The following is a 22,050-nucleotide window of genomic DNA, read 5'->3' as shown; positions in this document are numbered from 1 at the left end:
GCGCACGCCTTCCCTTCTCATTTCAAGAAGGTGGCCGAGCGCATGTGATGAATATGCTCACAACGGCCGGCCTAAAACCTGGACCATATGCCGTTTTGCCCCAATGCTGACTGGTCCCGCCGTCCGCACCAGCTTGAAGCCTTGCCGCCGCCAAAAGCGATGAGCCTGCTCATTTTCTGCGAGCACGCCGAGTTCCACCCACTTGACGTTCTGGGATTTCAGCCACCTGAAAAAGTCGTCGCACAGTGCTCGCCCCAACCCTCTTCCGCGAAGTTCTTTGTCGATCATGAACAATGCGATCCACCAACACTCCACTCGCGGATAGTTGCGGTCGCAGGCCAGCAAGCCCACAAGTTCGCCATCGATTGCCTTCACCCCGAATACGAACTTGTCGGCTTCCGTCCGGTTCGGTGGAAAGTTCTCAAATTCCTCCTTTGCACTGGCAGCGTTGGGCGGCTCGCCTCGTTCCAGCACGACATAGTCCGAGCAGCCCTGATACAGCGGCACCAGTCGTGAAGCATCAATTCCAATCAGGCCTTCAATCTCGTAGCCAGAGAGCGAGGTTGGAAATCTGGTGCTTTTGTCCATGGAAATTCACCCCGGAAAGCAGCCGCCCTCACTTCACCTCGAACTGCGGATCGACCGGAATCTGCATCGCCGTGACCAGATGGTTGGTCTGGCCGGCCAGCCCGATGATCGACACCAGTTCGCCATGCTGTGCATCGGTCATGCCTTTCGCACGAGCGGCGGCGGTGTGCGAGTGGACACAGTAGGAACAGCTATTGGCGGTCGACACCGCGATATAGATCATCTCCTTGGTCAATGGATCGATGGCGCTGTCGGCGACCATCACCACCTTCAACTGTTCCCAGATCCGCTTCAGCGCCGGTGGATCATTGGCCAGCCCGCGCCAGAAATTGTTGACGAAATCGGATTTGCGCGTAGCGCGTATGTCGTCGAATACGGCTTTCACGGCCGGGATTTTCTCCACCTCGGCATCGCTGAGAAGTCTTGTGGTGGCCATGATGTCGTCCTTTCATTTGAATCGCCGTGTGAGCGCATTGAATCAGGCCTTAAGCAATCGCGGCCAATCCATTCGGATGATTCAGCTTTCTAGCGGCAGCGTAACGATTCAGGTCAGGCCGAGTCGAAAATGGTGGATTCCGAGAACCGGAGCGGAGCGTACTTTTCGTACGTGAGCACCGGAAGCGGAGGGAGCCGCCATTTGCAGGCCGGCCTCACCTGAATCTAATGCACCGCCGCATACATAATCTTCTCCTCCGTCGCCTCCGCCGGTGAGAATTCCTCGACGATGCGGCCCTGCCGGCAGACCAGGATGCGATCGGACAGGTTCATGATTTCCGGCAGATAGGACGAGATGACGACGACGGCCAGGCCTTCGTCGGCCAGCCGGTTGATGATCTGGTGGATTTCGGCGATCGCGCCGACATCGACGCCGCGGGTCGGCTCGTCGAAGATGACGATGCGCGGCTGCTGCACCAGTCCCTTGCCGATCACCACCTTCTGCTGGTTGCCGCCGGACAACTCGACGACACGCGCATTGTCGTTGATCGCCTTGATGTTCAGCGTCCTGGTCCATTCGGCCGACAGCGCGCGCATCTCCTGCTGGTTGATCACCCAGGCCTTTTCGCGGCCCGCCGCCAGCAGCCCGCCGAACAGGTTCTCGGCAACGCCCATCGTCTCGAAAATGCCTTCGCTCTTGCGGTCCTCGGTGACGTAGACGATGCCGTCGGCCACCGCCTCGCTCGGCACGAGGTAGCGCACGGGTTTGTCGTCGAGTTCGATGGCACCGCCGCGCAGGAAATCGCGCTTGTAGATGCCGGAAACGATCTTGAACGTCTCAGTGCGGCCCGAGCCGATCAGCCCGAACACGCCGGTGATCTGGCTCTCGAAGATTGAGAACGAATTGTTGCGCACGACATTGCTCATCGAGATGTCCTGCACCGACAGCACCTTTTTGCCGGCCTTGCGCAGCTTCGCTTCGTCGCGTTGCCGATAGATCTGCCCTGACAGCGTACGCCCGACCATGGCGGCGACGATCCGGTCGCGATCGAAGGTCGATGTGTCGTCGGTGATGACCAGTTCGCCATCGCGCAGGATGGTGATGCGGTCGGCGATATCAAGCGCCTCTTCCAGCGCGTGGCTAATGAAGACGATCGACACGCCGCTCGCCTTCAGCCGCCGGATCAGAGCGAAGAAGTGCCGCTTCTCCTCCGGCGTCAGCGTCGCCGTCGGCTCGTCGAAGATGATGATCTCGGCATTGTGGTGGACGGCGCGCGCGATCTCGACCATCTGCCGCTTGGCCGCACCCAGCGTCGCCACCATGGCGTTGGGGTCGACTGGAAAATTCAGCGATTGCAGGAACTGCTGCGCCGAGATGTAGGTGCCGCGCAGCCGGTTGAGGAATTTTTCGGTGCCGAGATAGAGGTTCTGCGCCACAGTCATCGACGGCACCAGGCTGGTCTCCTGGAACACCATGGCGATACCCGCCTCAAGCGCTGCATGCGGCGAGGCGTAGGCGATCTCCTGGCCCTTGTGGAACATCTTGCCGGACGTGGCGTCGACCACCCCGGCAATGATCTTGGTCAGCGTCGACTTACCGGCGCCATTCTCGCCGAGCAACGCGTGGATCTCGCCCTTGCGCAGCTCGAAGTTGACGTTTTTCACCGCCGGCACGCCGCGATAGGTCTTGGTGACGTTCTCCAGACGAACGATCGGTTCCATCAGAAGCCCCCCGTGGCGACGGACAGCACGCAGTCGCCGCCCCTGGAGGCGACGAACAGCAGGCCGTCCTTTTCGGCGACGCTGCAGATGCCGTGGCGCGTGCCGTTGGCGCGGCTGTGCAGGCTGAATTGCGGTTGCATGTTGCGGTTGAGCCTGACCACCAGCCCGTAGGAGCGGCTTGGCGACCACGGTTTGTGGATGCCCATGGTCCGGATGCCGCCGCATTGCAGCGGTTCGAGGAAACTGCGGCTGGAGGCCAGCGCCGGCGCGATCCAATAGGCCGGCGGCACCTGCTCGATCATGTCCTGGCGGTAGTGCGTCTCCTGCAGCACGAACTCGATCAGCCGGTTGCGCGGCGCAAACAAGGTCAGCCACGCCCCGCTATCGGCCGCCGGCGATAGCCGCGCGGGATAGCCGGGCAGATGCGTCAACACCGTCGAACGGTTGCCGGTCACGCCGTCAAACCGCACCAGTTGGTGACGCCAGCTTTCGCTGACCAGCACATCCCGCCCCATCGGATGCAGCCCATAGGGGTAGGCGATGTCGCCGGCCACCTTGTGGAAGTTGCCGCCCGCCGCGTCCAGCTTCCAAAGCGAACCAGACGCGCCCTTCTTCATCAGGTCAGCGGCCCATTGCGACGGCGTATGCTCGGCCGAACCATTGGCTAGCCACAGCGTGCCGTCGTCGGCATAGGCAAGTGCTGTGATGCAACGGACCCCGGCAGGCAGCGAAACCTCCTTGCCGCCAGTCAGCAGCCTGCCGCTCTCCAACCCAACCGTCAGTTCACCCGATGGCGAGAGCGCCAGCGCCGTGACCGGAGACGGAAAAGTCTCGACCACGCTTGGCTCCGCCCCGGCAGCAATCGCGAAGATGGCGTTGCCGCTGGAGGACAACAGCCTGTCGCTGGAAATCAACAGATTGTCCGGCTCGGTCAGCTCAGTGAAAGCCGGCGCGTCATCCAGTCGCGTGTTGGGGCGGAAGGCCCCATCGAGCGGCGGAATGGTCACCGCCTTGCCGCGAAAAAGGTCCAGCACCGGATCGAGGATCATGGCTTTGCTCCCCAATAGGAAGCGGGACTGGTCCAGTTCGGGTTGGCGCCTGCGATTTTGTAGCGGCCGATGCGGTTGTTGAGGATGCCGCCGACGAACAGATAACCCTTGTGCTCGCGCATCGAGGTGACCATCGGGTGTGCGCCGCCGGTGAGGTCGCCCATCGCCTCGATGATGCCGCCCTTTTCGTTGAACTTCACCACGCCACCGGTGTTGATGTTGGGGAACAGCCATTCGTCCTGCGGCAGCCGGCGCGTCATGCGCTTGCGCATGTCGGGGTGGCGTAGCGATAGGTCGAAGCTCGGCGTGCGCATGCCGAGCCACGCCATCCAGTAGTTGCCGTCGGAGGCGCGGTTGATGTTGTCGGGGTAGCCCGGCATGTCGCGGATGACGCATTCGGCGGTGCCCGCCTTCGGCCCTTCCAGCCAGTAGCGATGCACGCGGCAGGCCCAGCTTTCGGCGAAAAACAGCGACGTGCCGTCATGCGCCATGCACACACCGTTGGTGTAGCGGTAGCCGTCGAGCAGCGTCTTCGTCGATCCGTCCTTCGGGTCGTAGACCAAAAGCCGTCCGGTGGCGCGGTTCTCGATCGAGTCCAGCGCCCAGTCATGGGCGTCGTAGCGCTTGGTCGAGTCGGTGAAATAGATGCGGCCGTCGGGTGCGATGTCGCAGTCGTTGGGGTCGCGCAGCCGCGCATCGTCGACGATCGAGGTCCACGAGCGCGACGTCTCGGCCGACAGGCGTTTCACCTCGCGATCCGGCGACACGGAATAGAGCCCCATGGCGCCGACGCAGCTGATCAGACTGCCTGATTTGTCGAAGGCAAGGCCGAGCGGAAAGCCGCCGATGTGGGCAAACACTTCCGATCTGACATAGTCCGGTGCGAAGAAGCGGACGATCTCGCCATGGCGCGTGCCGCAATAGAGATGGTCGTCGCGGTCGAGAATGACATCTTCCGGTCCTTCCAGTTCGCCAAGCCCGATATGGTCGGCGTCAGACAACCGGTTGTCGAGTTCGTAAGGCGTGCCTGAGCCGGGCGCGGCCGATTGGGTCGCGCCCATCTTGAGATAGACCGGCGCGACATAGACCTCGTTCAGCACCTTGTGGCGGTTCTTCAGCCAGCGGATGTCGATGGTCACCGCGACCGCCAGCATGATGCCCAGCACCATCTGGTTGGTACCGGTGCCGTAGCCCAGCCGGATCAGCCCGTTGGTCATGGTCAAGACGATGATCGCGCCCATCAGCCCCTTGATCACCGAGCCGCGGCCGCCGCCGAGGCTCACGCCGCCGACCACCGCCGCCGTCAGCGCCATGATCTCGAGGTTGAGGCCGGTCCCCGGCCCTGCTCCGCTCAGCCGGCAGGCGATGAGAAAACCGCCGATCGAGGCACAGAAACCGGAAAAGACATAGGTCATGAATACTGTGCGGCGCACGCGGATGCCGGCATTGTGCGCCGAGCGCCTGGAGCCGCCGACCGCCAGCACGTGCCAGCCCGGCCGCGAACGCGTCAGCGCGATGTGGGTGACGATAGCCAGGATGATCGCCAGCCACACCGAGACGGACAGGCCCCAGAAAGTGCTGTCGCCGATGAAGTCGAGTACATCCGATGTAGCTGTCGAAAGCTGCACATCGGCGGCGTAGGTGGTGACGAGGATATCGAACAGCGCCCGCCCGAATATGAAGGTGACCAGCGTGGTGAGAAAGGCGCGCAGGCGAAGGTAGCCGACGAGATAGCCATTGATGGCGCCGAACACGAGGCCGGTGGCAAGCGAGGCCGCCAGCGCCAGCCAGATCGACTGTTCGAGGATGAAGAAGACATAGACGGCCGAGAAGCAGGACAGTGCGAAGATCGAGCCGACCGACAGGTCGATGCCGCCGCCCAGCATCACCACCGTCATACCGGTGACGACCATGGAGAACTCGCCAAGCTGGCGGGTCGATTCCTGCAGCGCGGTGAGCTTGAAGAAGCCCGGAATGATCGAGCCGAAGGTCGCCAATGTCACCACCAGCGCCAGGAACGGAATGGCGTTGTCGGTCCAGCGCTTGGTCAGGATCTCGCCGACCAGATGGTCGGGCACGAGATTGTAGCGCCAGGACTGCAGGCGTTCGCGAAAGGACATCAGGTCACTGCTGCAAGAGAAAGAGGTGGCCGGGCAATCCGGCCACCTCGTTGATTGGTGTTGGCAAGGATCGGTCTATTTCGCCGCCGCTTCGGCCTGCAGTGCCTTCAGGTCCCAGCAGCTGTCGGGCTTGAGGTCCGCCTTGGTCGTCGCCTTCTCCAGGGTGTAGATGTAGGTGTGCGAGGTGCCGGCCGGCTGGCCGCTCTGCAGCAGGAACTTGATGATGGCGTTCATGTCGCCCGACTGGCGGGCAAGATCGGTCATCACCACGGCGCCATAGGTGCCATCCTGCAGCTTGTCGCAATCGGCGGTCTTCTCGCCGCCGCCGGTGGTGACCAGGAACACCTTGCCCTCGAGCTTGGCATCGCGGATCGCGGCGGAGGCGCCGGTGGCGTCACCATCCCAGAAGTCGATGATCGAGCAGATATCGGGGTTCTGCTGCAGCATCGTCGTCGTCACGTTGCGCGAGGTCGTTGCATCCCAGTTGGAGTCGGGCTTGGCCACCACCTTGAAGTCGGGATGCTTGTCCAGCACCTTCATGATGCCGGCATACTGGTAGAGGCTGGAGGAGTTCGCCTGGTCGCCCTGCACCAGGCCGATCTTCTTCGACGAGTTTTCGCCACAACCCTTGATCGCCGCTTCCGCCTCGAGCTGGCCAAGCCGGTCCCAGTCGCTGCCGACGAAGGCGTCGGCGGGGAAGTTGGCCGGATTGTCGACCAACAGCACATAGGTGCCCGCGGCCTGCGCCTTCTTCATCAGCTTGGAATAGGAGTTGAGGTCCGGCGCGTGGATGATCAGCACGTCCGGCCTGGTATCCGACGAGATGGCGTCGGTGATCGCCTGCGCGCCGGCATCGACCACCCAGTTCGGGTCGCGCGTCTCGAACACGCCACCCCAGGCCTCGACTTCGGTCTTCAGATAGTGTGACCAGCCCTGTGCCAGGTCAAAGCCCATCGCCAGCGGCACCAGCATGACGCGCTTGCCCTTCAGCGCCTGCGCATAGGCGGCCGGGCCCGGATCGTCGGCGGCAAAGCTGGGCGCCACGAAGGCGGTAACGGCAAGCGCCGTGGCGGCGGCCATGAGTGTCTTGATCAGTTTCATGTCACATCCTCTGTTTGCTGTTGGTCTCCACGGACGGCCCCAACCGCCCGCGTTTGGTTTAGATATCGCCTTGCTGCGCGGTCTGTTCGTCACGTGGGTTGATGATGCCGTCGACGATGATCGCCCCCAGCAGGATCGCCGCCTTGATCAGGTTCTGGTAGAGCAGCGGAATGTCGATGATGGTCATGGCGTTCAAGAGGATGCCGATCAGCGCCGCGCCGACCAGCACATTGCGCACCCCGCCCCGCCCACCGGACAGGCCGATGCCGCCGATCACCGCCACCAGCACGATGTCGTAGAGCAGCGTCGAGTTGACGACGCGGGTGTTGATCGAATGCAGGCTGGCTGCCGTCAGCAGGCCTGCGATCAGCGCGACGAAGGCAGACAGCACGTAGCGCAGCACCAGCATCGGCCGCACCGGAATGCCGATGTTGCGCGCCGCCACCGGATTGTCACCGGCGAAATAGATGTAGCGGCCCCATTTGGTGTAGCGCAGGAACAGGAAGAACAGGAAAGCCAGGCCGGCGAAGACGAACACCTCGATGGGAATGTCGAGGAAGCGCAGGCCGCCGAGAAGCTCGACCCAATGGCCCTGCGGCACCGGCACGGCATCCTGCGTGATCAATTGCGAGCGCACATAGCCGAAGACGAAGGAGCCTGTCGCCAGCGTCACGAAGATCGCCGGCACATCGGCATAGGCGACGAGGAAGCCGTTGAGCAGGCCGATGGCGAGCACGCCGGCCAGCACATAGGCGAAGGCCAGCCCGTCGGCTGTTCCCGAATTCAGAAGTTGCAGATACCAGGCAACCGACATCGCCATGATCGCCACGGCGGACAGGTCGATGCCCCGGCCGATGATGACGACCGCCATGCCGAGCGCCAGTATGCCGAGCACCGATACCGAGCGGACGATGGCGACGAGATTGTTGGGGTCGAGGAAGCCCGGCAGACCGATGGCGGCAGCAACGAACAGCACCACCGCGATGGCAAAGACAATACCTTCCTGATTCAGGCTTCTGAAATTCGGCCAGCCGATCGTGTTCATGTCTGCGTGTGCCCCGATGGCAGCGCTGCCATCCCTGGGAAAGAAAGCTAATCGGCCCACAGCCGGTTCGTCAAATGAATCCGCGTTCAGAAGCCCGCTCGGCGGCGATATCCACCGGGTGGACGCATCGATTGCCAAAACTGGCGCAATGCGCGGAAAAGCCTGCATTTTTGGCAATTGCTTGCGCCATAGCGGCAGCTCGCGAAAGCTCAACACCAAGAAGAAAGGACAGAGCGGAACTTATCTCCGCATCAGGCGGAAAATTCGATTTCAATTCCTCGGCGCGTGGCCTGAAACCTCGGCGCCCGCACCCGGCGGCAGCGCGAGGAAGCGGAACGAAGCCACCAGCCCGATGGCGCCGATCGCCAGGAAGGCGATTCGAAAATCGACGAGGTCGAGCGCCGGCCGGCCCCTGGCGATCTGTGACAGGTTGAGGATCGCCGCCGCCACCGCGACGCCGAACAGCATCGCCACTTGTTGCAACATGCTGGACAGTGTTGCCGCCGAGCTGCGCTGCGCCGCGTCGATGTCGGCGAAGGCCAGCGTGTTGAGGGCAGTGAACTGCATCGAGCGCGACAGGCCGGCGATCAGCATCAGCGCAACCACCATCGCTTGCGGCGTTTGCGGCGAGATAGCCGCGCAAGCCGCGATCGCCGCCGAGGCGATCAGGCCGTTGACGACCAGCACCGAGCGGAAGCCGAAGCGCCGGAGCGTCGGCGTCGTCACCGTCTTCATGCCGAGATTGCCGAGGAAATAGGCAAGGATCATCATGCCGGCATCGACGGGGCTGAGGCCGAAACCGACCTGGAACAGCAGCGGCAGCAGGAACGGCGTGGCGTTGATCGCCACCCGGAAAATGGTGCCGGCGGCAAGCGTCGATATGGCGAAGGTCAGCACCTTGAAAGATGAGAGGTCGAGCAATGGATGCGGCGCACGCCTGAGATGGCGCATTGCCAGCCAGCCGATGACGATGCCGGCGGCGATCAGCAGCACCGTCGGCAGGACACCGTCCTCAGGGTGCGCGATGCGTTCGAGGCCGTAGAGCAACAGGGCGAGCCCGGCCGATGTCACCACGAAGCCCGGCCAGTCAAGCGGCTTGGGATCGGCCTCGCGGTCGCCGGGAATGAAGCGGGCGACCAGCGCCAGCCCGATCACCCCGAGCGGGATGTTGATAAAGAAATTCCAGTGCCATGACAGATAGGTGGTGATGAAGCCGCCGAGGACCGGCCCGACCACCGGCGCGAACAGCGCCGGCCAGGTGATCAGTGCCGTGGCATTGAGCAGCTCGGACTTCGAGGCGTTGCGCAAGACGAGAATGCGGCCGACCGGCGTCATCAGCGCGCTGCCCAGCCCTTGCACGACACGCGCGGCGACGAACTGGGTCAGATTCTGGGAGAACCCGCAGGCGAGCGAGGCCAGCGTGAAGAGGATGATCGCCAGCAGGAAGATGTTGCGCGCGCCGAACCGGTCGGCGAGCCACCCCGACAGCGGCACGAACACCGCCATGGTGAGCATATAGACGGTGATGCCGATGCTCATCGCCACCGCCGGCACGCCGAAGGACGCGCCCATCTGCGGCAGCGAGGTCGAGATGATCGTCGAATCCAGCAACTGCATGAAGAAGGCAATGGCAACGATCAGCGCCACGCGCCGCGCATTGGTGGCCGTTTCGGGTAAAGCTTCAGTCTCGGGAATGGCAGTCATGACGGGACCGGTTTGAACAGCATTTGGCCGGCCGCGTCCAGACACGGCGCAACAAACTTTCGTGTCGCATCGCGGCCTGTTATGGATGAGCGGCGACCGGGGAAAGTGCACGCAGCAGATGAAACCCATCTATATCGACTACCTCAATGCGTTCGACATTGACGCCCTTGCCATGACCGATGGTGAAATCATTGCCGCCGTCGAGGCTGGCCTGGTGGCGCAAGGCAATGGCCAGACGGTGATCGAGCCGCGCGTTCATCTCGAGCCGGATCCGTCCTTCCACGGTCATTTCAATGTGTTGCGCGGCTACGTCGCGCCGCTCGACACCGCCGGCGTCAAGATCGTCGGCGACTATGTCGACAATTACCTGCACGGCCTGCCCTCGGAATTCGGCATCCTCAATCTGTTCGATCCGCGCACCGGCACGCCGCGCGCCATCCTCGACGCCACCGTCATCACCGACATGCGCACCGGCGCCGTCACCGCCATCGGCGCCAAACATCTGGCGCGGAAGAATTCGAAGGTGCTGGCCCATGTCGGCGCGCGCGGCACCGCCTACTGGAATGTGCGCCTGCTCGATCATCTTTTCGACTTCGACGAGATCCGCGTCCATTCGCGACGCCCGGAAAGCCGCGACGGCTTTGCCGCCAAGCTCTCCGCCGATCTTGGCAAGCCGGTGACGGCGGTAGCCGGCTGGAAGAGCTGCATCGAAGGCGCCGACATCGTCGTCGAGGCCTCGCGGCTGCCTGAGCCGCAGCCATTTTTGAAGACCGAATGGATCAAGTCCGGCGCGCTGGTTGTGCCCTATGGCACGATGAGCGCGGTGGAATTGTCGCTGACCGACATCATGCAGAAAATGGTCGTCGACGACTGGGGGCAGTGCAAGGGCGGCAAGTTCGGCTCGCTGCGCCCCCATGTCGAGACCGGGCGGCTGAGCGAAAAGACGCTGCATGCCGAGCTCGGCCAGATCGCCGCCGGCCTCAAGGCAGGGCGCGAAAACGACAGCGAGACGATCCTGTTCTGGCACCGCGGCCTGTCGCTGTCCGACATTGCGTTGGGCAAGGCGATGCTGGCCAAGGCGCAGGCGCAAGGCATCGGCCAGAGACTACGCTTCGCATGAGCGCGCTCGTCCTCACCGGAGCCGGCGTAGGCACTGCGGATGTCGCCGCAGTCGCCCGCGACGCGCGCAAGGTGGAGGTCGCGCCTGATGTCATCGGCAGGCTGGAGAGGGCGCGAAAAGTGCTCGACCAGGCAGCCGCGTCCGGCCAGCAGATCTATGGCCTCAACACCGGACTCGGCGCCAATCTCGGCACCACGGTAGAGGGCGACGCCAGCGCCTTCCAGCGCCAGCTGCTGGAAGGACGCAGCGGCGGCGTCGGCGAAGCGCTGCCGGTCGAAAGCGTGCGGGCAACCATGGTGGCGCGCGCGGCAATGCTTTCAGCCGGCGGCTCCGGCCTTTCGCCTGCCGTATTTGTCGCCCTGGTCGACGCACTCAATGCCGGCGTCCACCCGGTGATGCCGTCGCTCGGCTCAATCGGCGCCGGCGATCTGGTGCTGATGACGGCGCTCGCCCGCCTGCTGACCGGCGAAGGTGAAGCCGACTATCAGGGCCGGCGCATGCCGGCCGTCAAGGCGTTGATGATGGCCCGCCTCGGCCCCATCACCTTGGCGCCCAAGGACGGGCTGTCGCTGATCAACGCTTCGGCGGTGTCTGCCGGCGGCGGCGCGCTGGTGGTGACGGATGCGCTGTCCGCCCTTGCCCAGCAGCAGCAGGCCGGCGCTCTGACCATGGAAGGCATTGGCGCCAACCGCACCATCCTCGACCCGCGCCTGCACATGGCGCGGCCGGCGGCAGGCCAGCAGGAAGCCGCCAAAGCCCTCAACGATCTGCTCGCCCGCGACGAGGTGCCGGAACCGACCACCTTGCAGGACCCGCTGTCGATCCGCTGCATGCCCTCGATCCATGGCGTGCTGATCGAGGCGATCGGTCAGGCCCAGCAAGCCGTCGAGATCGAACTCAATGCCGCCGGCGACAACCCATTGGTGCTAAGCGACGACGAACTGGTGCTGTCGACCGGCAATTTCCACACCGCGTCGCTGTCGCTCGCCTTCGAGACGCTCGGCCTGGCGATCGCTCAATGCGCTGCCGCGAGTGCCGCCCGTTTCATCCAGCTCACCGGCTCCGGCCGCAACGGCCTGCCCAAATATCTGTCGCCGGTCGGCGGCGCCTCGGCGGGTTTCGTGCCGCTGCAGAAGACGGCGACATCGATCCTGGCCGCCATCCGCCACAAGGCCAATCCGGTGATGCTGGATTTTCTGGCCGTTTCGGAAGGCGTCGAGGACCATGCCACGCAGACCCCTTTGGCGGTTGCGAAATGCGCCGGGATGATCGCGCTGTGGCGGAGGCTGATTGCCTTCGAGCTGATGGCGGCCGCACAGGCGATCGACATGCGCGACGGGTTCACGACGGCGCCCCGCACCACCGCTGTTCACGCGGCGATACGCTCGCTCGTCCCGGCCCTGAAAGAGGACCGGCCGCTCGGCATCGACGCCGAAGCGCTCTATGCCGCGCTCGCCAATGGGCCTTGGCAGACGGCCTTACGTCCGGCCGACCTTGTCGAGGAACAGCCGTAGCTCGGCCGGGTCCATGTGTACGACGTGCCTGTCCTCGGGATAGGCCAGGCTGTTGACGTCGGCGACATATTCCGAGAACGCGGCGATACGCTCGGCCTGCAGGCGATCATATTCGGCGGCGAAATTGCGATAGACCTTGGAGTGGCGGGGCATGTGACCGCGGTTCTGGCCGAGAATGTCGTCGGCGAACAGATATTGCGCGTCGCAGCCCGTCCCTGCCCCCATCGACAGCATGATCAGTGACGTACGCTCCGAAATTGCTTTCGCGACCTCGACCGGCACCACTTCGATCTCGGCGCCGATGGCACCGGCGGCCTCCAACTGCTTCACCGCTGCGAAAATCTCCATGGCGGTGTCGGCGGTCTTGCCGACCGCCTTGAAGCCGCCCGTCCAGGTGGCGCGCGATGGAATGAGGCCGACATGGCCGATGACCGGTATGGCTTCGTCGGCCATCCGCTTGATCGTGGCGTAGCCGGCGCTGCAATAGACCGCGTCGGCGCTAGCCTTGTAGAGCCGGAAGGCCCAGCGGACAAAATCGTCTGATGTGCCGATCTCGAAAAAGTTCTCGCCCGGCATGGTGAACAGGCTGGGGGCTGCGTCGCGGTATTGCGGGTTGAGCACCAGTTCGGGCGGCACCGAGACGATGTCGACCCCCGCCCGCTCGGCGGCCTCGGCTTCGTCCATCGTCAGCACACGCAGCATGGTCAGCTGACGCTTGCCCTTCATGGCGCGCAGGTCGGCGACGGTTGGTCTTTTTCGGCTCATCGAAGGGGTTCCCTCTGTCACGTGCTGCGGTGGGTCAGCCGATCTGGATCATCACTTTGCCGGCCTCGACCTTCACCGGATAGGTCGCGAGATTGACGCAAACCGGTGCGCCCTTGGCGGCACCGGTCTTGTAGTTGAAACGGCCATTGTGCTTGGGGCATTCGATGATGTCGTCCATCACCAGCCCGTCGGCCAGATGGGTCTTCTCATGCGTGCAGAACCCGTCGGTGGCGAAGAACTCGTCGTCCGGGCTGCGATAGATGGCGAAGCTGCGTCCGCCATGGTCGAAGCGGATGACGTCCTCTTCCTCGACATCATGGATGCCACACGCTTCAACCCAGTCGGCCATCTGTCTCTCCTGCAACTTTATTCCGCTGCCGCCGGGACGGTCAGGGCGTGGAACTCCTCCCGGTACGGCCGCGCCGTCGGTGGCAGCTCGCGCTTGAGGAAATAGTCCTCGTACTGGAGTTGTTTGATGAGCACTGGCCAGACTTCGCGATAGGCATGCCACATCGAAGGGTTCGGCTCCGGCAGGTCATGCTTGATCAGGTCATGCAGCTTCGGCAACGCGTGATAGGGTACCATCGGAAACATGTGATGTTCGACGTGGTAGTTCATGTTCCAGTAGATGAAGCGGCTGATCGGGTTCATGTGGACGGTGCGCGTGTTCAGCCGGTGGTCAGTGACATTGTCGGCGAGGCCGATATGCTGCAGCAGCCCGGTCAGCACCATGTGCCAGCTGCCGTAGAGGCGCGGCAGGCCGATAAGCACAAGCGGCAGGAATGACCACAAATAGAGCGCCAGCGCGATCGCAGCGACATAGATGGCAACATGCCAGCGCGCGGCGATGACAGCCTTGGGCTGTTCCATCTCGGGTACGAAGCTTTTTTCGTCGGGCGAGAGATTGCCGAACGCGTTGCGCACCAATGTCGGCAGTGAATAACGGAAATCGAGGACACCAGTGAAGGCAAGCGCGGCGCGCAACAGGTCCGGCGGGCGCATCACGGCGATCTCGGCGTCGCGGCCGACGATGATGGTGTCCGTGTGGTGGCGGGCGTGGCTCCAGCGCCAGGTCACCGGATTGCGCATCAGCATGAAGCTGGCGATCTGGTAGACGACGTCGTTCATCCAGCGGGTGCGGAATGCGGTACCATGGCCGCATTCGTGCCAACGCGAGTCGCTGGAGGAGCCGTAGAGCACGCCGTAGACGAACAAGAACGGCAGGCACCACCATGTACCCCAGAACCAGATGCCGCCGGCGGCGGAGCCGAGAATGGCGAAAATCCAGATCACGGTGTCGCGGATTGCAGGCCCGTCGGAACGCTGCATCAGCTCCTTCATCGCCTTGCGCGAGACGTCGGTGTGATACCATTCGGCCGAGGCCAGCCCGGTCTCGATCGCGGTCCGCGTGCTTTCGCCGACCAGGCTGTAGTCGCGCTTTGTCTTGCCAGCCGTCATCATGGCCTCCGGATAGTGAACCGGGCGGGCTGATCGGCCTGCCCTTTCTGGCGGCGCGCGCCCGTCATTGACCTCTGCCCCCGAGCATCGCAAAAACGCCCGACGGCATCGGGTAATCCTCTTGCGGCTGCATGGCGGTCGCCGCGATCCGCTGCTCGCATGCGGCGATCGCGCCGGCGCCGTCGAGAACGCGAAACACCACATCATAGGAGCGGCTGTCGCCATGCTCCAGCCAGATCATCTCGCTGCGTTCGCGCGCGGCGAGATTGCCGAGCACATGATGCGTCGAGGGCTCGATGCCCAGCGCATACTGCCCCGCCTGGAAATTCTGCCATTGATAGGCGCAAGGCAGCTGGTCCTTGCGCGTCACCACTTCAAAGCCAAGCCCGAGCTGATCGTTGACCACAGCCACGGGCACGTCACCATTGGCATCGGCCGCCATCTCGTGCTGCCAGACCTGCTCGCTGAAACCCAATTGCGGCGCCGGCACCGTGCGGTAACCGACTTTCTGCGCACGGTAGCGCTCGCCGCCATGGCCGGCCCAGACGACATCCCGGATCGGCGCCAGATAGCGCGAGCCTTCGTCGAGCAAGGGATGGCTGACATTGACGTGGTAGAAATACATATGCGGCGTGCGGTTGAAGCCGTGATTGACGACACGGTCGAAGAGCCGGATCTCGTTGCCGCCGACATCGGCCTCTATGCGCCGCAGGAGATGCAGATCCTCGCCGAACACCGCCGACTGCTGGACCATGCCTTCGGCCCACAGCACGCAGCGGTCGCCGTCCCAGGTCTCGCCATAGCCGGTCAGCCTGGCCGGAATGGTGCCGACGCGGCCATGCAGCGAGTGGACCACCGTCTTCTTGCCTGGGTAGTTGTAGTTTTCGGCCGACACTTCTTCCTGGCTTAATATGTGGTCGAGACCGCACGTCACCAGCAGACCGGAGAACGACCGAGCCCAGCCCAGCCCCCCTTCCCCCTCATACTCGTGCAGACCGGGGTTGCGAAAACCGCTCGGCGAATGCCAACCGATCGCCTGGCCCTTGAAGTCGCAGTCGGCGATATCGAGTGCCCGGTCGACCAGCGCGGTGAAGCGCAGGCCCGAGCCGGTGCGGAACTCCAGCATGCGTATGCCGCGTTCCACACCGTCGCCGAGTGTCATCAGCCGCACGCCGGCGAATTGCGACAGCATGCCCGAGCGTTCTCGGACCTGCCGTCGCGACAGCGTCTTGCCGTAGAGTTCTACCATGTCACGGCCGCTTCTTCACTTCACTGTCGTCCCTTCAACCGGCGGCGCGCGGTGACCATCACAGGCCGTTGGCGCGGAACTTCCCGTCGAGGAATTTCTTGGCGCGCGGCACGTCGTCTTCGGCCAGATGCTCGATGATGACAGGGATGTTCGGATGCTTTTCGGCCAGCCGCTGGAGATAGAGATCGTAGTTCAGCGAGCCGAGGCCGGGCGCCGGCAGCTCGATCTCGCCAACACCGCGGAATGTGTGGCTTTCCATGGCGTTGTCGTCGCCGATATCGGCGTGCTTTTCGGATTTGTCGCTGCCCGAACGCTTGACGTCCTTGGCGTGGGCAATCTTGATCTTGTCAGTCAGCGTGTCGAACACCTGGTTCAGGATCTGGTCCATCCTGTCGATGTTGTGCGTCTCGAAATAGTTGGTCGGGTCCATCAGCAGGCCAAGGCCGGGATGGTCGACCTGGGCGAACATCCTCACCGTTTCCTCGACCGAGCCGACGACGTTGTTGACGTAGGTTTCGAGCAGGAAGACCGCGCCGTGGTCATAAGCCGTCTGCGCGAGGTCGGCGACCACCTTGCGGCATTCCTCGAAACCTTCCTCGGTCTTGTTCTTCGGGTGATGCACCCAGTCGGATTCGGTGTTGTAGGTGCCGGTTTCCGAGATCACGTAGGGGCTGCCGAAATGGCGGGCGTTGCGGATGATCTCCTTGAGGTAGCCGACACGCTTGTCGCGCTCGGCCTTGTCCGGATGGATGATGTTGGTGTAGCCCGACACGCAGCAGATCGGCAGATTGTGTTCGCGAAACGTGTCGCGGACCTTCTTGGCCTTGTCCTTGGTGATCTGTCCGGCCGACAGGTCGACATCCCTGAAATGCAGGTCGAGCTGCACCGTGTTGAAATCGAGCCCGCGGATCTTCTTCGCCGTCTCTTCGAGACCGTACGGGAAATAGCCCGTGAAAATACCTGCCTGCATCATGGTGTGAATTCCTCCCTGTAAGCGATTCAGTTGACTGGTGATTCGGTTGTGGTGATCAGACGGCGATTTCGGAAAGCCTGACCGTGCGGCCCTCGTCGATCGAGCGGTAGCCCGCCTCGACCAGCGCCATGGTCTTGACGTTGTCGGCGACGGAAAGCGCCGGCGGCGTGCCGGTTTTCACCGCGTGCTGCAGCTGCTCCATCACGCCGATGAAGGCATGCGGAAACCACATCGTGTCCCAACGCGGCGTCACCCACGCGCCGCCGGTCGTCTCGGTCGAGGCATAGGTCAGCGTCGAGGCAGCGCCAGTTGGCCAGCCGATACTGCCCTTGGCGACACCCCTGGTGCCGTCGACGCGCCAGTTGATGTGCTGGTCGTCCTTGTAGCCGTCCTGGCGCGGGCCGGACCAGACATCTTCCAGCGACACGGCGAGCACGCCGGACGGAAAGCGCAGCGTCGACACGGTGATGCCGTCCGAATGGTCGAATTTCGTGCGTGGATCCTTGCGGGTCAGCGTCGTGATCTCATCCGGGTCGCCGAACAGGAAGCGCAGTACGTCGAGATGGTGCACGCTCATATTGGCGAGCGTCAGCCGGTCGTAGTCCTCGAGGAAGCTCTGCCAGTGCGGAATGGCGTGCATGTCGATCTGCGCGAAGACGATGTCGCCCAGCGCGCCGCTCTCGATGATCTGCTTCAACACCCGCATCGACTGGTCATAGCGCATGTTCTGGTTGACCGAGAGAATCTTGCCCGCCTTCGCCGCCTCATCGCGCAGCTTGACAGCTTCCTCGACCGAGAGCGCCAATGGCTTCTGCGCCAGGATCGCCATGATGTGCTTCTGCTTCAGCGCGTGGCGGATCAGAGCCGGTTGCTGGTCGGGTGGAAAGGCAAGATCGATGATCTCGACATTTGTATCCTCGATCAGCTTTTCCGGCGTGTCATGGACGGTCGGGATGCCCCAGCGCTCGGCGACTTTCTCGGCGCTGGCCCTGGTGCGAGAGGCGATCGCCACCACAGGGAAGCCGGCTTCCTTGTAGGCGGCGAGATGGCACTCGGCCATGATCATGCCGGCACCGACGCAGCCGATCCTGTATTCTTTCGTGCGCACCTTCACGTCCGGCTCGAAGCCATTGTCTGCCATCTGATCCTCCCGAAGGTCTTTTCTTGCGGCCGCCGTCATTTTGCCAGCGCTGCCCCGCTTTGCCCGAAATAATGCACGCGGGCCGGCTCGCAGGATATCGCCACCATGGCATCGGGCCTGATGTCAGGCTGGCCGCGCAGCAATGCCTTCAACCGCGCCTGCCCGGCAGCGAGCGTCACCACGGTGTAGCCGCCAAGCGGCTCAACCTCGAACACCCGCGCCGGGCGGCCCGAGCCCCCGCCAGCCCACAGTCCAACCTTGATATCTTCCGGCCTGAGCCCGATCTCGACGGCATCGGCGGGAGCAGCCTTGTCGGCAATGCGGATCGTGCCTTCGGCCGCTTCGACACCGTCCTCGCCGCGCGCCGATCTGAGGATGTTCATCATCGGCGAGCCGAGCAGCCGCGCCACATAGGTGCTGGCCGGGCGGTCGTAGATTTCGGCCGGTGCGCCGATCTGCCTGATGCTGCCGTCCTCGAGGATGGCGATGCGGTCGGCGACCGACATCGCCTCTTCCTGGTCGTGCGTGACATAGATCAGCGTCTTGCCGAGCTCGCGCTGGATCCGCTTCAGCTCGACGCGCGTCTCCTCGCGCAGCCTGGCGTCGAGCGCCGAGATCGGATCGTCCATCAGATAGGCATTTGGATCGCGCACCAGCGCCCGGGCAATCGCCACACGCTGCCGCTCGCCACCCGAAAGCTGCGCCGGCGGCTTGTGCAGGATATGACCGATATGCAGCTTTGCCGCGACGTCGGCGACCCGCCTTTTGATCTCCAGCTCGGCGACCCGGCGTTCGACCAGGGGGAAGCGGACATTGTCGAGCGCGCTCATATGCGGAAACAGGGCCAGGTTCTGGAACACCATCGCCACGTTGCGTTCGGCCGGCGACACCATGTTGACCGGCTTGCCGCCGATCAGGATTTCTCCGGTGTCAGGCGTCTCCAGCCCGAGCACCAGGCGCAGAATTGTCGACTTGCCCGACAGCGGCGGACCGAAGAAGCAGAAGAACTCGTTGTCGTTGACCGTGAACGAGGCGTCATCGACGGCGAGTGTCTTGCCGTAGCGCTTGGTCACATTGCGAAAGACGATATCGGCCATCTCAACCTGCCTTGATCGCAAGGCCGGTAGCGGCGTCGAAGACACGCACCGACGACGCGGCGGGCGCGACGACGGCGGTGTCGCCGATCGCCAGTCCGACATCATTGTCGAACACCGTCTTTACCGCGCTTTCGCCCTCGCCGAGATGGACGATGGTGCGCGCACCGATCCGTTCGACGAAGCTTACCGGCATGGCGAGACCCCGCCCGTTTTGCACCAGGGACGCCTGTTCGGGCCGAAATCCGTAAAGCACCTCGCCGCGCGCGCCGCGCAAGGCCGCCGCGAGCGCGTCCGGCAGCGGCGGCGTGACGCCCAGCGGCCCGAGATCGACGACCAGCCCACGGTCGCTCTCCGTTGGACTGCCCTTGAGCAGGTTCATGCCCGGCGCGCCGATGAAGCGGGCGACGAAGACATTGGCCGGATCGTTATAAACCTCGAGCGGCGTGCCGACCTGCTGCAGCACGCCATGATCCATGACAGCGATGCGGTCGGCCATGGTCATCGCCTCGAGCTGATCGTGAGTGACATACACCATCGTCTGGCGGAACTGTCGCTGCAACTGCTTCAGTTCGGTGCGCATGACGGCCCGGAAAGCGGCGTCGACATTGGAAAGCGGCTCGTCGAGCAGGAAGATCGCCGGCTCCATGATCGCCGAGCGGCCGATCGCCACCCGCTGCAATATGTTGACCGACAGCCGATCGGCCTTGCGGTCGAGCAGCGGCGTCAGCTGCAGCATCTCGGCAATGGCGCCGACGCGGCGATCGATCTCGGCCTTCGCCGCACCACGCATCTTCGGCCCGTAGGCGAGGTTCTGGCGCACCGTCATATGCGTGAAAATGGCATAGTTCTGGAAGACGAAACCGACGCCGCGCCTGCCCATCGGCACGCCGGCCATGTCACGCTCGCCGAACAGGATCTTGCCGCCGGTCGGCTCCTCCATGCCGGCGATCATGTTCATCGTCGTCGACTTGCCGCAGCCCGACGGCCCAAGCAGCGCCATGAACTCGCCGTCCGATATGGCAAGATCCATCGTCTTCAGCGCCGTGAAGTCGCCGAACTTCTTGACCAGGCTCTGCAGGTGGATGGCACTCATACCGGCACCTCGCGCGACCGCGCCATGCGCTTCATGGCCAACACCGCGACGATGGAGAGCACGATCAATATGGCCAGCGCGATCGCCGCCACATAGCCCCAGATCAGGTCCTGCGTGGTGAGCTTGTAGATGTAGACGGAGATGGTTTCGGTGGCGACGCCGGGGCCGCCGCCGGTCATGATGTAGAGCGTATCGAAGATCTTGAAGTTCTCGATCACCCTGATCGCCAGCGCGATAATGATGATCGTCTTCATCTTCGGCAGCACGATGGTGACGAAGCGCTGCCACGGATTGGCGCCGAGCAGCGTCGCCGCCTTGATCTGGTCCTCGGGCACGCCGACCAGGCCGGCAAGCAGGATGAGGAACATCAGCGGCGTCCACTGCCAGATGTCGGCGACCATGACGGCAAACAGCGCCAGCGTCGGATCCGAGAGCCAGGCGATGGTGACGGGAGAGCCGGTAAGCGACGACAATATGTCGTTCACCGGTCCGCCCGACTGGAAGAGCATGAAGAACATGTAGCCGGCCACCGCCGGCACCACCATCATCGGCATCAGCAGGATCGAGTAGAAGATGCGTTTGCCGGGGAAATCGTCGGCAAACAGCGTCGCCAGCGCCAGCCCGAGCAGGAATTCCGCCGGCACGCAGACGATCATGACGATGGCCGTACGCTTCAGGGCGCTCCAGAAGCGCGCATCGGCGGCAAGGTCGGTGTAGTTGGCGAAGCTGTTCCACAGCGACCAGGCGTTCCACCAGCCAAGACCCGACAGCGGCGACCAGTCGGTGACGCTGATGTAGAGCTGCATCAACAGCGGGAAGGCCGAGATGAACAGCACGAGGATCTGCGCCGGCAGCGTCAGCCGGAAGCCGAGCCTTGCCCCTTCGTCGCGCAGGACCGGTCTTGCCTGGACGGTTTTCATCGCGTCCTCTGTAATCGTGGCCATCACCGCGCTCATTGCTTGAGCGCCCCGAAAGTCAGCCCGCGCACCAGATGGCGCTGGATGGCAATGCCCATGATGACGGGCGGCACGGCGGCGATGAGGCCAAGGGCTGCCTTGGCGCCATAGAGCTGCCCGGTCATCGAGGACGACAGCGAAGCCATGTAGACCGGGATCGTCACCCATTCGCGCGTCGTCAGAAGCAGCGCGATCAGATAGTCCGACCAATTGAGGATGAAGACGAACAGTGCGGCGCTGGCGAGCGGCGCGCGCATCATCGGCAGCGTGATGCGGGTGAAGACGCGCAGCCGCGAACAGCCTTCGACAAGTGCGGCCTCCTCGATTTCGCGCGGCATGTCGTCGAAGAAGGTCTTCATCAGCCAGAAGGCGAAAGGCAAGGTGACGATGCCGTAGATCAGCGACAGCCCCCACCAGCTGTCGGTGAAATTGAGGAAGGCCCACATGATCATCACCGGGATCATGACCGCCATCGGCGGAAACAGCCTGAGCTGGATCAGCGCCAGCGGCAAGTTCTGGCCCGAGCCGAAACGTGACAGGCCGTAGGCGGCGGCCGTGCCCGCCGACATCGCGATCACCGTGCCGAACACCGCCGACAAGAGCGACGAGGCGATCGGCTTCAGCGCTGTGCGGTCGAGCGCGACGATCAGATTGTTGGTGGATTCGCCGAAGACGAAACGGAAATTGCCGAGCGTCGGGTTCTTCGGCCACCATGTCAGGTCCGCACCCGTCGCCGACCATTCGGCGATCGGCTTGAAGGCCATCGACACCATCCACAGGATCGGCACCAGCGTCACCGCCATGGCCGCGAAGATCGCGGCGTAGCGGAATATCTCGAAAGGCATGGAACGCTTCATCTGGCGGCTTTGCTGGTGGCGTTGCGGGCGGAGGGGAGAAGCAAGCTCCTCCCCTCCTTCGAT

General features: G+C 63.5%; 21 protein-coding genes. 2 read left to right on the top strand and 19 right to left on the bottom strand.

Going from position 1 to position 22,050, the window contains the following annotated elements; all coding sequences use genetic code 11:
• Positions 1-57: 57 nt before the first annotated feature.
• The 9 genes from AC1RZR_RS16940 to AC1RZR_RS16900 all read right to left on the bottom strand — a co-directional run bounded on the left by AC1RZR_RS16940 (position 58) and on the right by AC1RZR_RS16900 (position 9,764).
• Positions 58-588: a GNAT family N-acetyltransferase gene (locus AC1RZR_RS16940; protein ID WP_481825353.1), complete on the bottom strand. Its 531-nt coding sequence runs from the start codon at positions 586-588 to the stop codon at positions 58-60.
• Between the two features lie 28 nt (positions 589-616).
• Positions 617-1,024 carry a carboxymuconolactone decarboxylase family protein gene (locus AC1RZR_RS16935; RefSeq protein WP_481825352.1) on the bottom strand — a complete coding sequence of 136 codons (408 nt, stop codon included), beginning with the start codon at positions 1,022-1,024 and terminating at the stop codon, positions 617-619.
• Between the two features lie 224 nt (positions 1,025-1,248).
• Positions 1,249-2,745 carry a sugar ABC transporter ATP-binding protein gene (locus tag AC1RZR_RS16930; protein WP_481825351.1) on the bottom strand — a complete coding sequence of 499 codons (1,497 nt, stop codon included), beginning with the start codon at positions 2,743-2,745 and terminating at the stop codon, positions 1,249-1,251.
• Entirely contained in the window at positions 2,745-3,794 is a 1,050-nt protein-coding gene (locus AC1RZR_RS16925; RefSeq protein WP_481825350.1) for an SMP-30/gluconolactonase/LRE family protein, read from the bottom strand. The genes AC1RZR_RS16930 and AC1RZR_RS16925 overlap by 1 nt, the downstream gene beginning before the upstream one ends.
• Positions 3,791-5,914 carry an ABC transporter permease gene (locus AC1RZR_RS16920; protein ID WP_481825349.1) on the bottom strand — a complete coding sequence of 708 codons (2,124 nt, stop codon included), beginning with the start codon at positions 5,912-5,914 and terminating at the stop codon, positions 3,791-3,793. Before AC1RZR_RS16920 ends, AC1RZR_RS16925 begins: the two co-directional genes overlap by 4 nt.
• A 75-nt stretch (positions 5,915-5,989) precedes the next feature.
• Positions 5,990-7,015 (bottom strand): sugar ABC transporter substrate-binding protein, encoded by a 1,026-nt coding sequence (locus tag AC1RZR_RS16915; RefSeq protein WP_477274348.1) that lies wholly within the window; start codon positions 7,013-7,015, stop codon positions 5,990-5,992.
• A 58-nt stretch (positions 7,016-7,073) separates the two neighbouring features.
• Positions 7,074-8,060: an ABC transporter permease gene (locus AC1RZR_RS16910; protein ID WP_477274346.1), complete on the bottom strand. Its 987-nt coding sequence runs from the start codon at positions 8,058-8,060 to the stop codon at positions 7,074-7,076.
• A gap of 70 nt (positions 8,061-8,130) precedes the next feature.
• Positions 8,131-8,334: a hypothetical protein gene (locus AC1RZR_RS16905; protein WP_481825348.1), complete on the bottom strand. Its 204-nt coding sequence runs from the start codon at positions 8,332-8,334 to the stop codon at positions 8,131-8,133.
• Entirely contained in the window at positions 8,331-9,764 is a 1,434-nt protein-coding gene (locus AC1RZR_RS16900; RefSeq protein WP_481825347.1) for a DHA2 family efflux MFS transporter permease subunit, read from the bottom strand. Before AC1RZR_RS16900 ends, AC1RZR_RS16905 begins: the two co-directional genes overlap by 4 nt.
• Positions 9,765-9,882: 118 nt before the next feature.
• Here AC1RZR_RS16900 and AC1RZR_RS16895 point away from each other — a divergent pair, with 118 nt between their 5' ends.
• Positions 9,883-10,884 carry an ornithine cyclodeaminase family protein gene (locus AC1RZR_RS16895; protein ID WP_481825346.1) on the top strand — a complete coding sequence of 334 codons (1,002 nt, stop codon included), beginning with the start codon at positions 9,883-9,885 and terminating at the stop codon, positions 10,882-10,884.
• Positions 10,881-12,398, top strand: a complete 1,518-nt coding sequence (locus AC1RZR_RS16890) for an HAL/PAL/TAL family ammonia-lyase (RefSeq protein ID WP_477274340.1) — start codon at positions 10,881-10,883, stop codon at positions 12,396-12,398. The genes AC1RZR_RS16895 and AC1RZR_RS16890 overlap by 4 nt, the downstream gene beginning before the upstream one ends.
• On the opposite strand, the gene AC1RZR_RS16885 is transcribed toward AC1RZR_RS16890, so the two are convergent.
• The 10 genes from AC1RZR_RS16885 to AC1RZR_RS16840 all read right to left on the bottom strand — a co-directional run bounded on the left by AC1RZR_RS16885 (position 12,363) and on the right by AC1RZR_RS16840 (position 21,987).
• Positions 12,363-13,163, bottom strand: a complete 801-nt coding sequence (locus AC1RZR_RS16885; RefSeq protein WP_477274338.1) for a 3-methyl-2-oxobutanoate hydroxymethyltransferase — start codon at positions 13,161-13,163, stop codon at positions 12,363-12,365. The two genes, AC1RZR_RS16890 and AC1RZR_RS16885, sit on opposite strands and share 36 nt — an antisense overlap.
• A gap of 34 nt (positions 13,164-13,197) precedes the next feature.
• Positions 13,198-13,512 carry a MocE family 2Fe-2S type ferredoxin gene (locus tag AC1RZR_RS16880; RefSeq protein WP_477274336.1) on the bottom strand — a complete coding sequence of 105 codons (315 nt, stop codon included), beginning with the start codon at positions 13,510-13,512 and terminating at the stop codon, positions 13,198-13,200.
• A 17-nt stretch (positions 13,513-13,529) separates the two neighbouring features.
• Positions 13,530-14,624, bottom strand: coding sequence for a fatty acid desaturase family protein (locus AC1RZR_RS16875; protein ID WP_481825345.1), 1,095 nt, complete (start codon positions 14,622-14,624; stop codon positions 13,530-13,532).
• A 61-nt stretch (positions 14,625-14,685) separates the two neighbouring features.
• Complete coding sequence (locus AC1RZR_RS16870; RefSeq protein WP_481825344.1) at positions 14,686-15,870, bottom strand: aldose 1-epimerase family protein; 1,185 nt, start codon at positions 15,868-15,870, stop codon at positions 14,686-14,688.
• A 58-nt stretch (positions 15,871-15,928) separates the two neighbouring features.
• Entirely contained in the window at positions 15,929-16,843 is a 915-nt protein-coding gene (locus tag AC1RZR_RS16865) for a sugar phosphate isomerase/epimerase family protein (RefSeq protein ID WP_477274330.1), read from the bottom strand.
• A 55-nt stretch (positions 16,844-16,898) separates the two neighbouring features.
• Positions 16,899-17,984 (bottom strand): Gfo/Idh/MocA family protein, encoded by a 1,086-nt coding sequence (locus AC1RZR_RS16860; protein ID WP_481825343.1) that lies wholly within the window; start codon positions 17,982-17,984, stop codon positions 16,899-16,901.
• A gap of 35 nt (positions 17,985-18,019) precedes the next feature.
• A complete protein-coding gene (locus tag AC1RZR_RS16855; protein ID WP_481825342.1) occupies positions 18,020-19,081 on the bottom strand; it encodes an ABC transporter ATP-binding protein in 1,062 nt (353 codons plus the stop codon).
• Between the two features lies 1 nt (position 19,082).
• Positions 19,083-20,174, bottom strand: coding sequence for an ABC transporter ATP-binding protein (locus tag AC1RZR_RS16850; protein WP_477274324.1), 1,092 nt, complete (start codon positions 20,172-20,174; stop codon positions 19,083-19,085).
• Positions 20,171-21,130, bottom strand: coding sequence for a carbohydrate ABC transporter permease (locus tag AC1RZR_RS16845; RefSeq protein ID WP_481825341.1), 960 nt, complete (start codon positions 21,128-21,130; stop codon positions 20,171-20,173). Before AC1RZR_RS16845 ends, AC1RZR_RS16850 begins: the two co-directional genes overlap by 4 nt.
• On the bottom strand, positions 21,127-21,987 hold the full coding sequence (locus AC1RZR_RS16840; RefSeq protein ID WP_481825340.1) for a carbohydrate ABC transporter permease: 861 nt from the start codon (positions 21,985-21,987) through the stop codon (positions 21,127-21,129). The genes AC1RZR_RS16845 and AC1RZR_RS16840 overlap by 4 nt, the downstream gene beginning before the upstream one ends.
• Positions 21,988-22,050 lie beyond the last annotated feature (63 nt).

This window comes from Mesorhizobium bavaricum (assembly GCF_056781655.1).
This window is presented reverse-complemented; position numbering and strand designations above follow the sequence as displayed.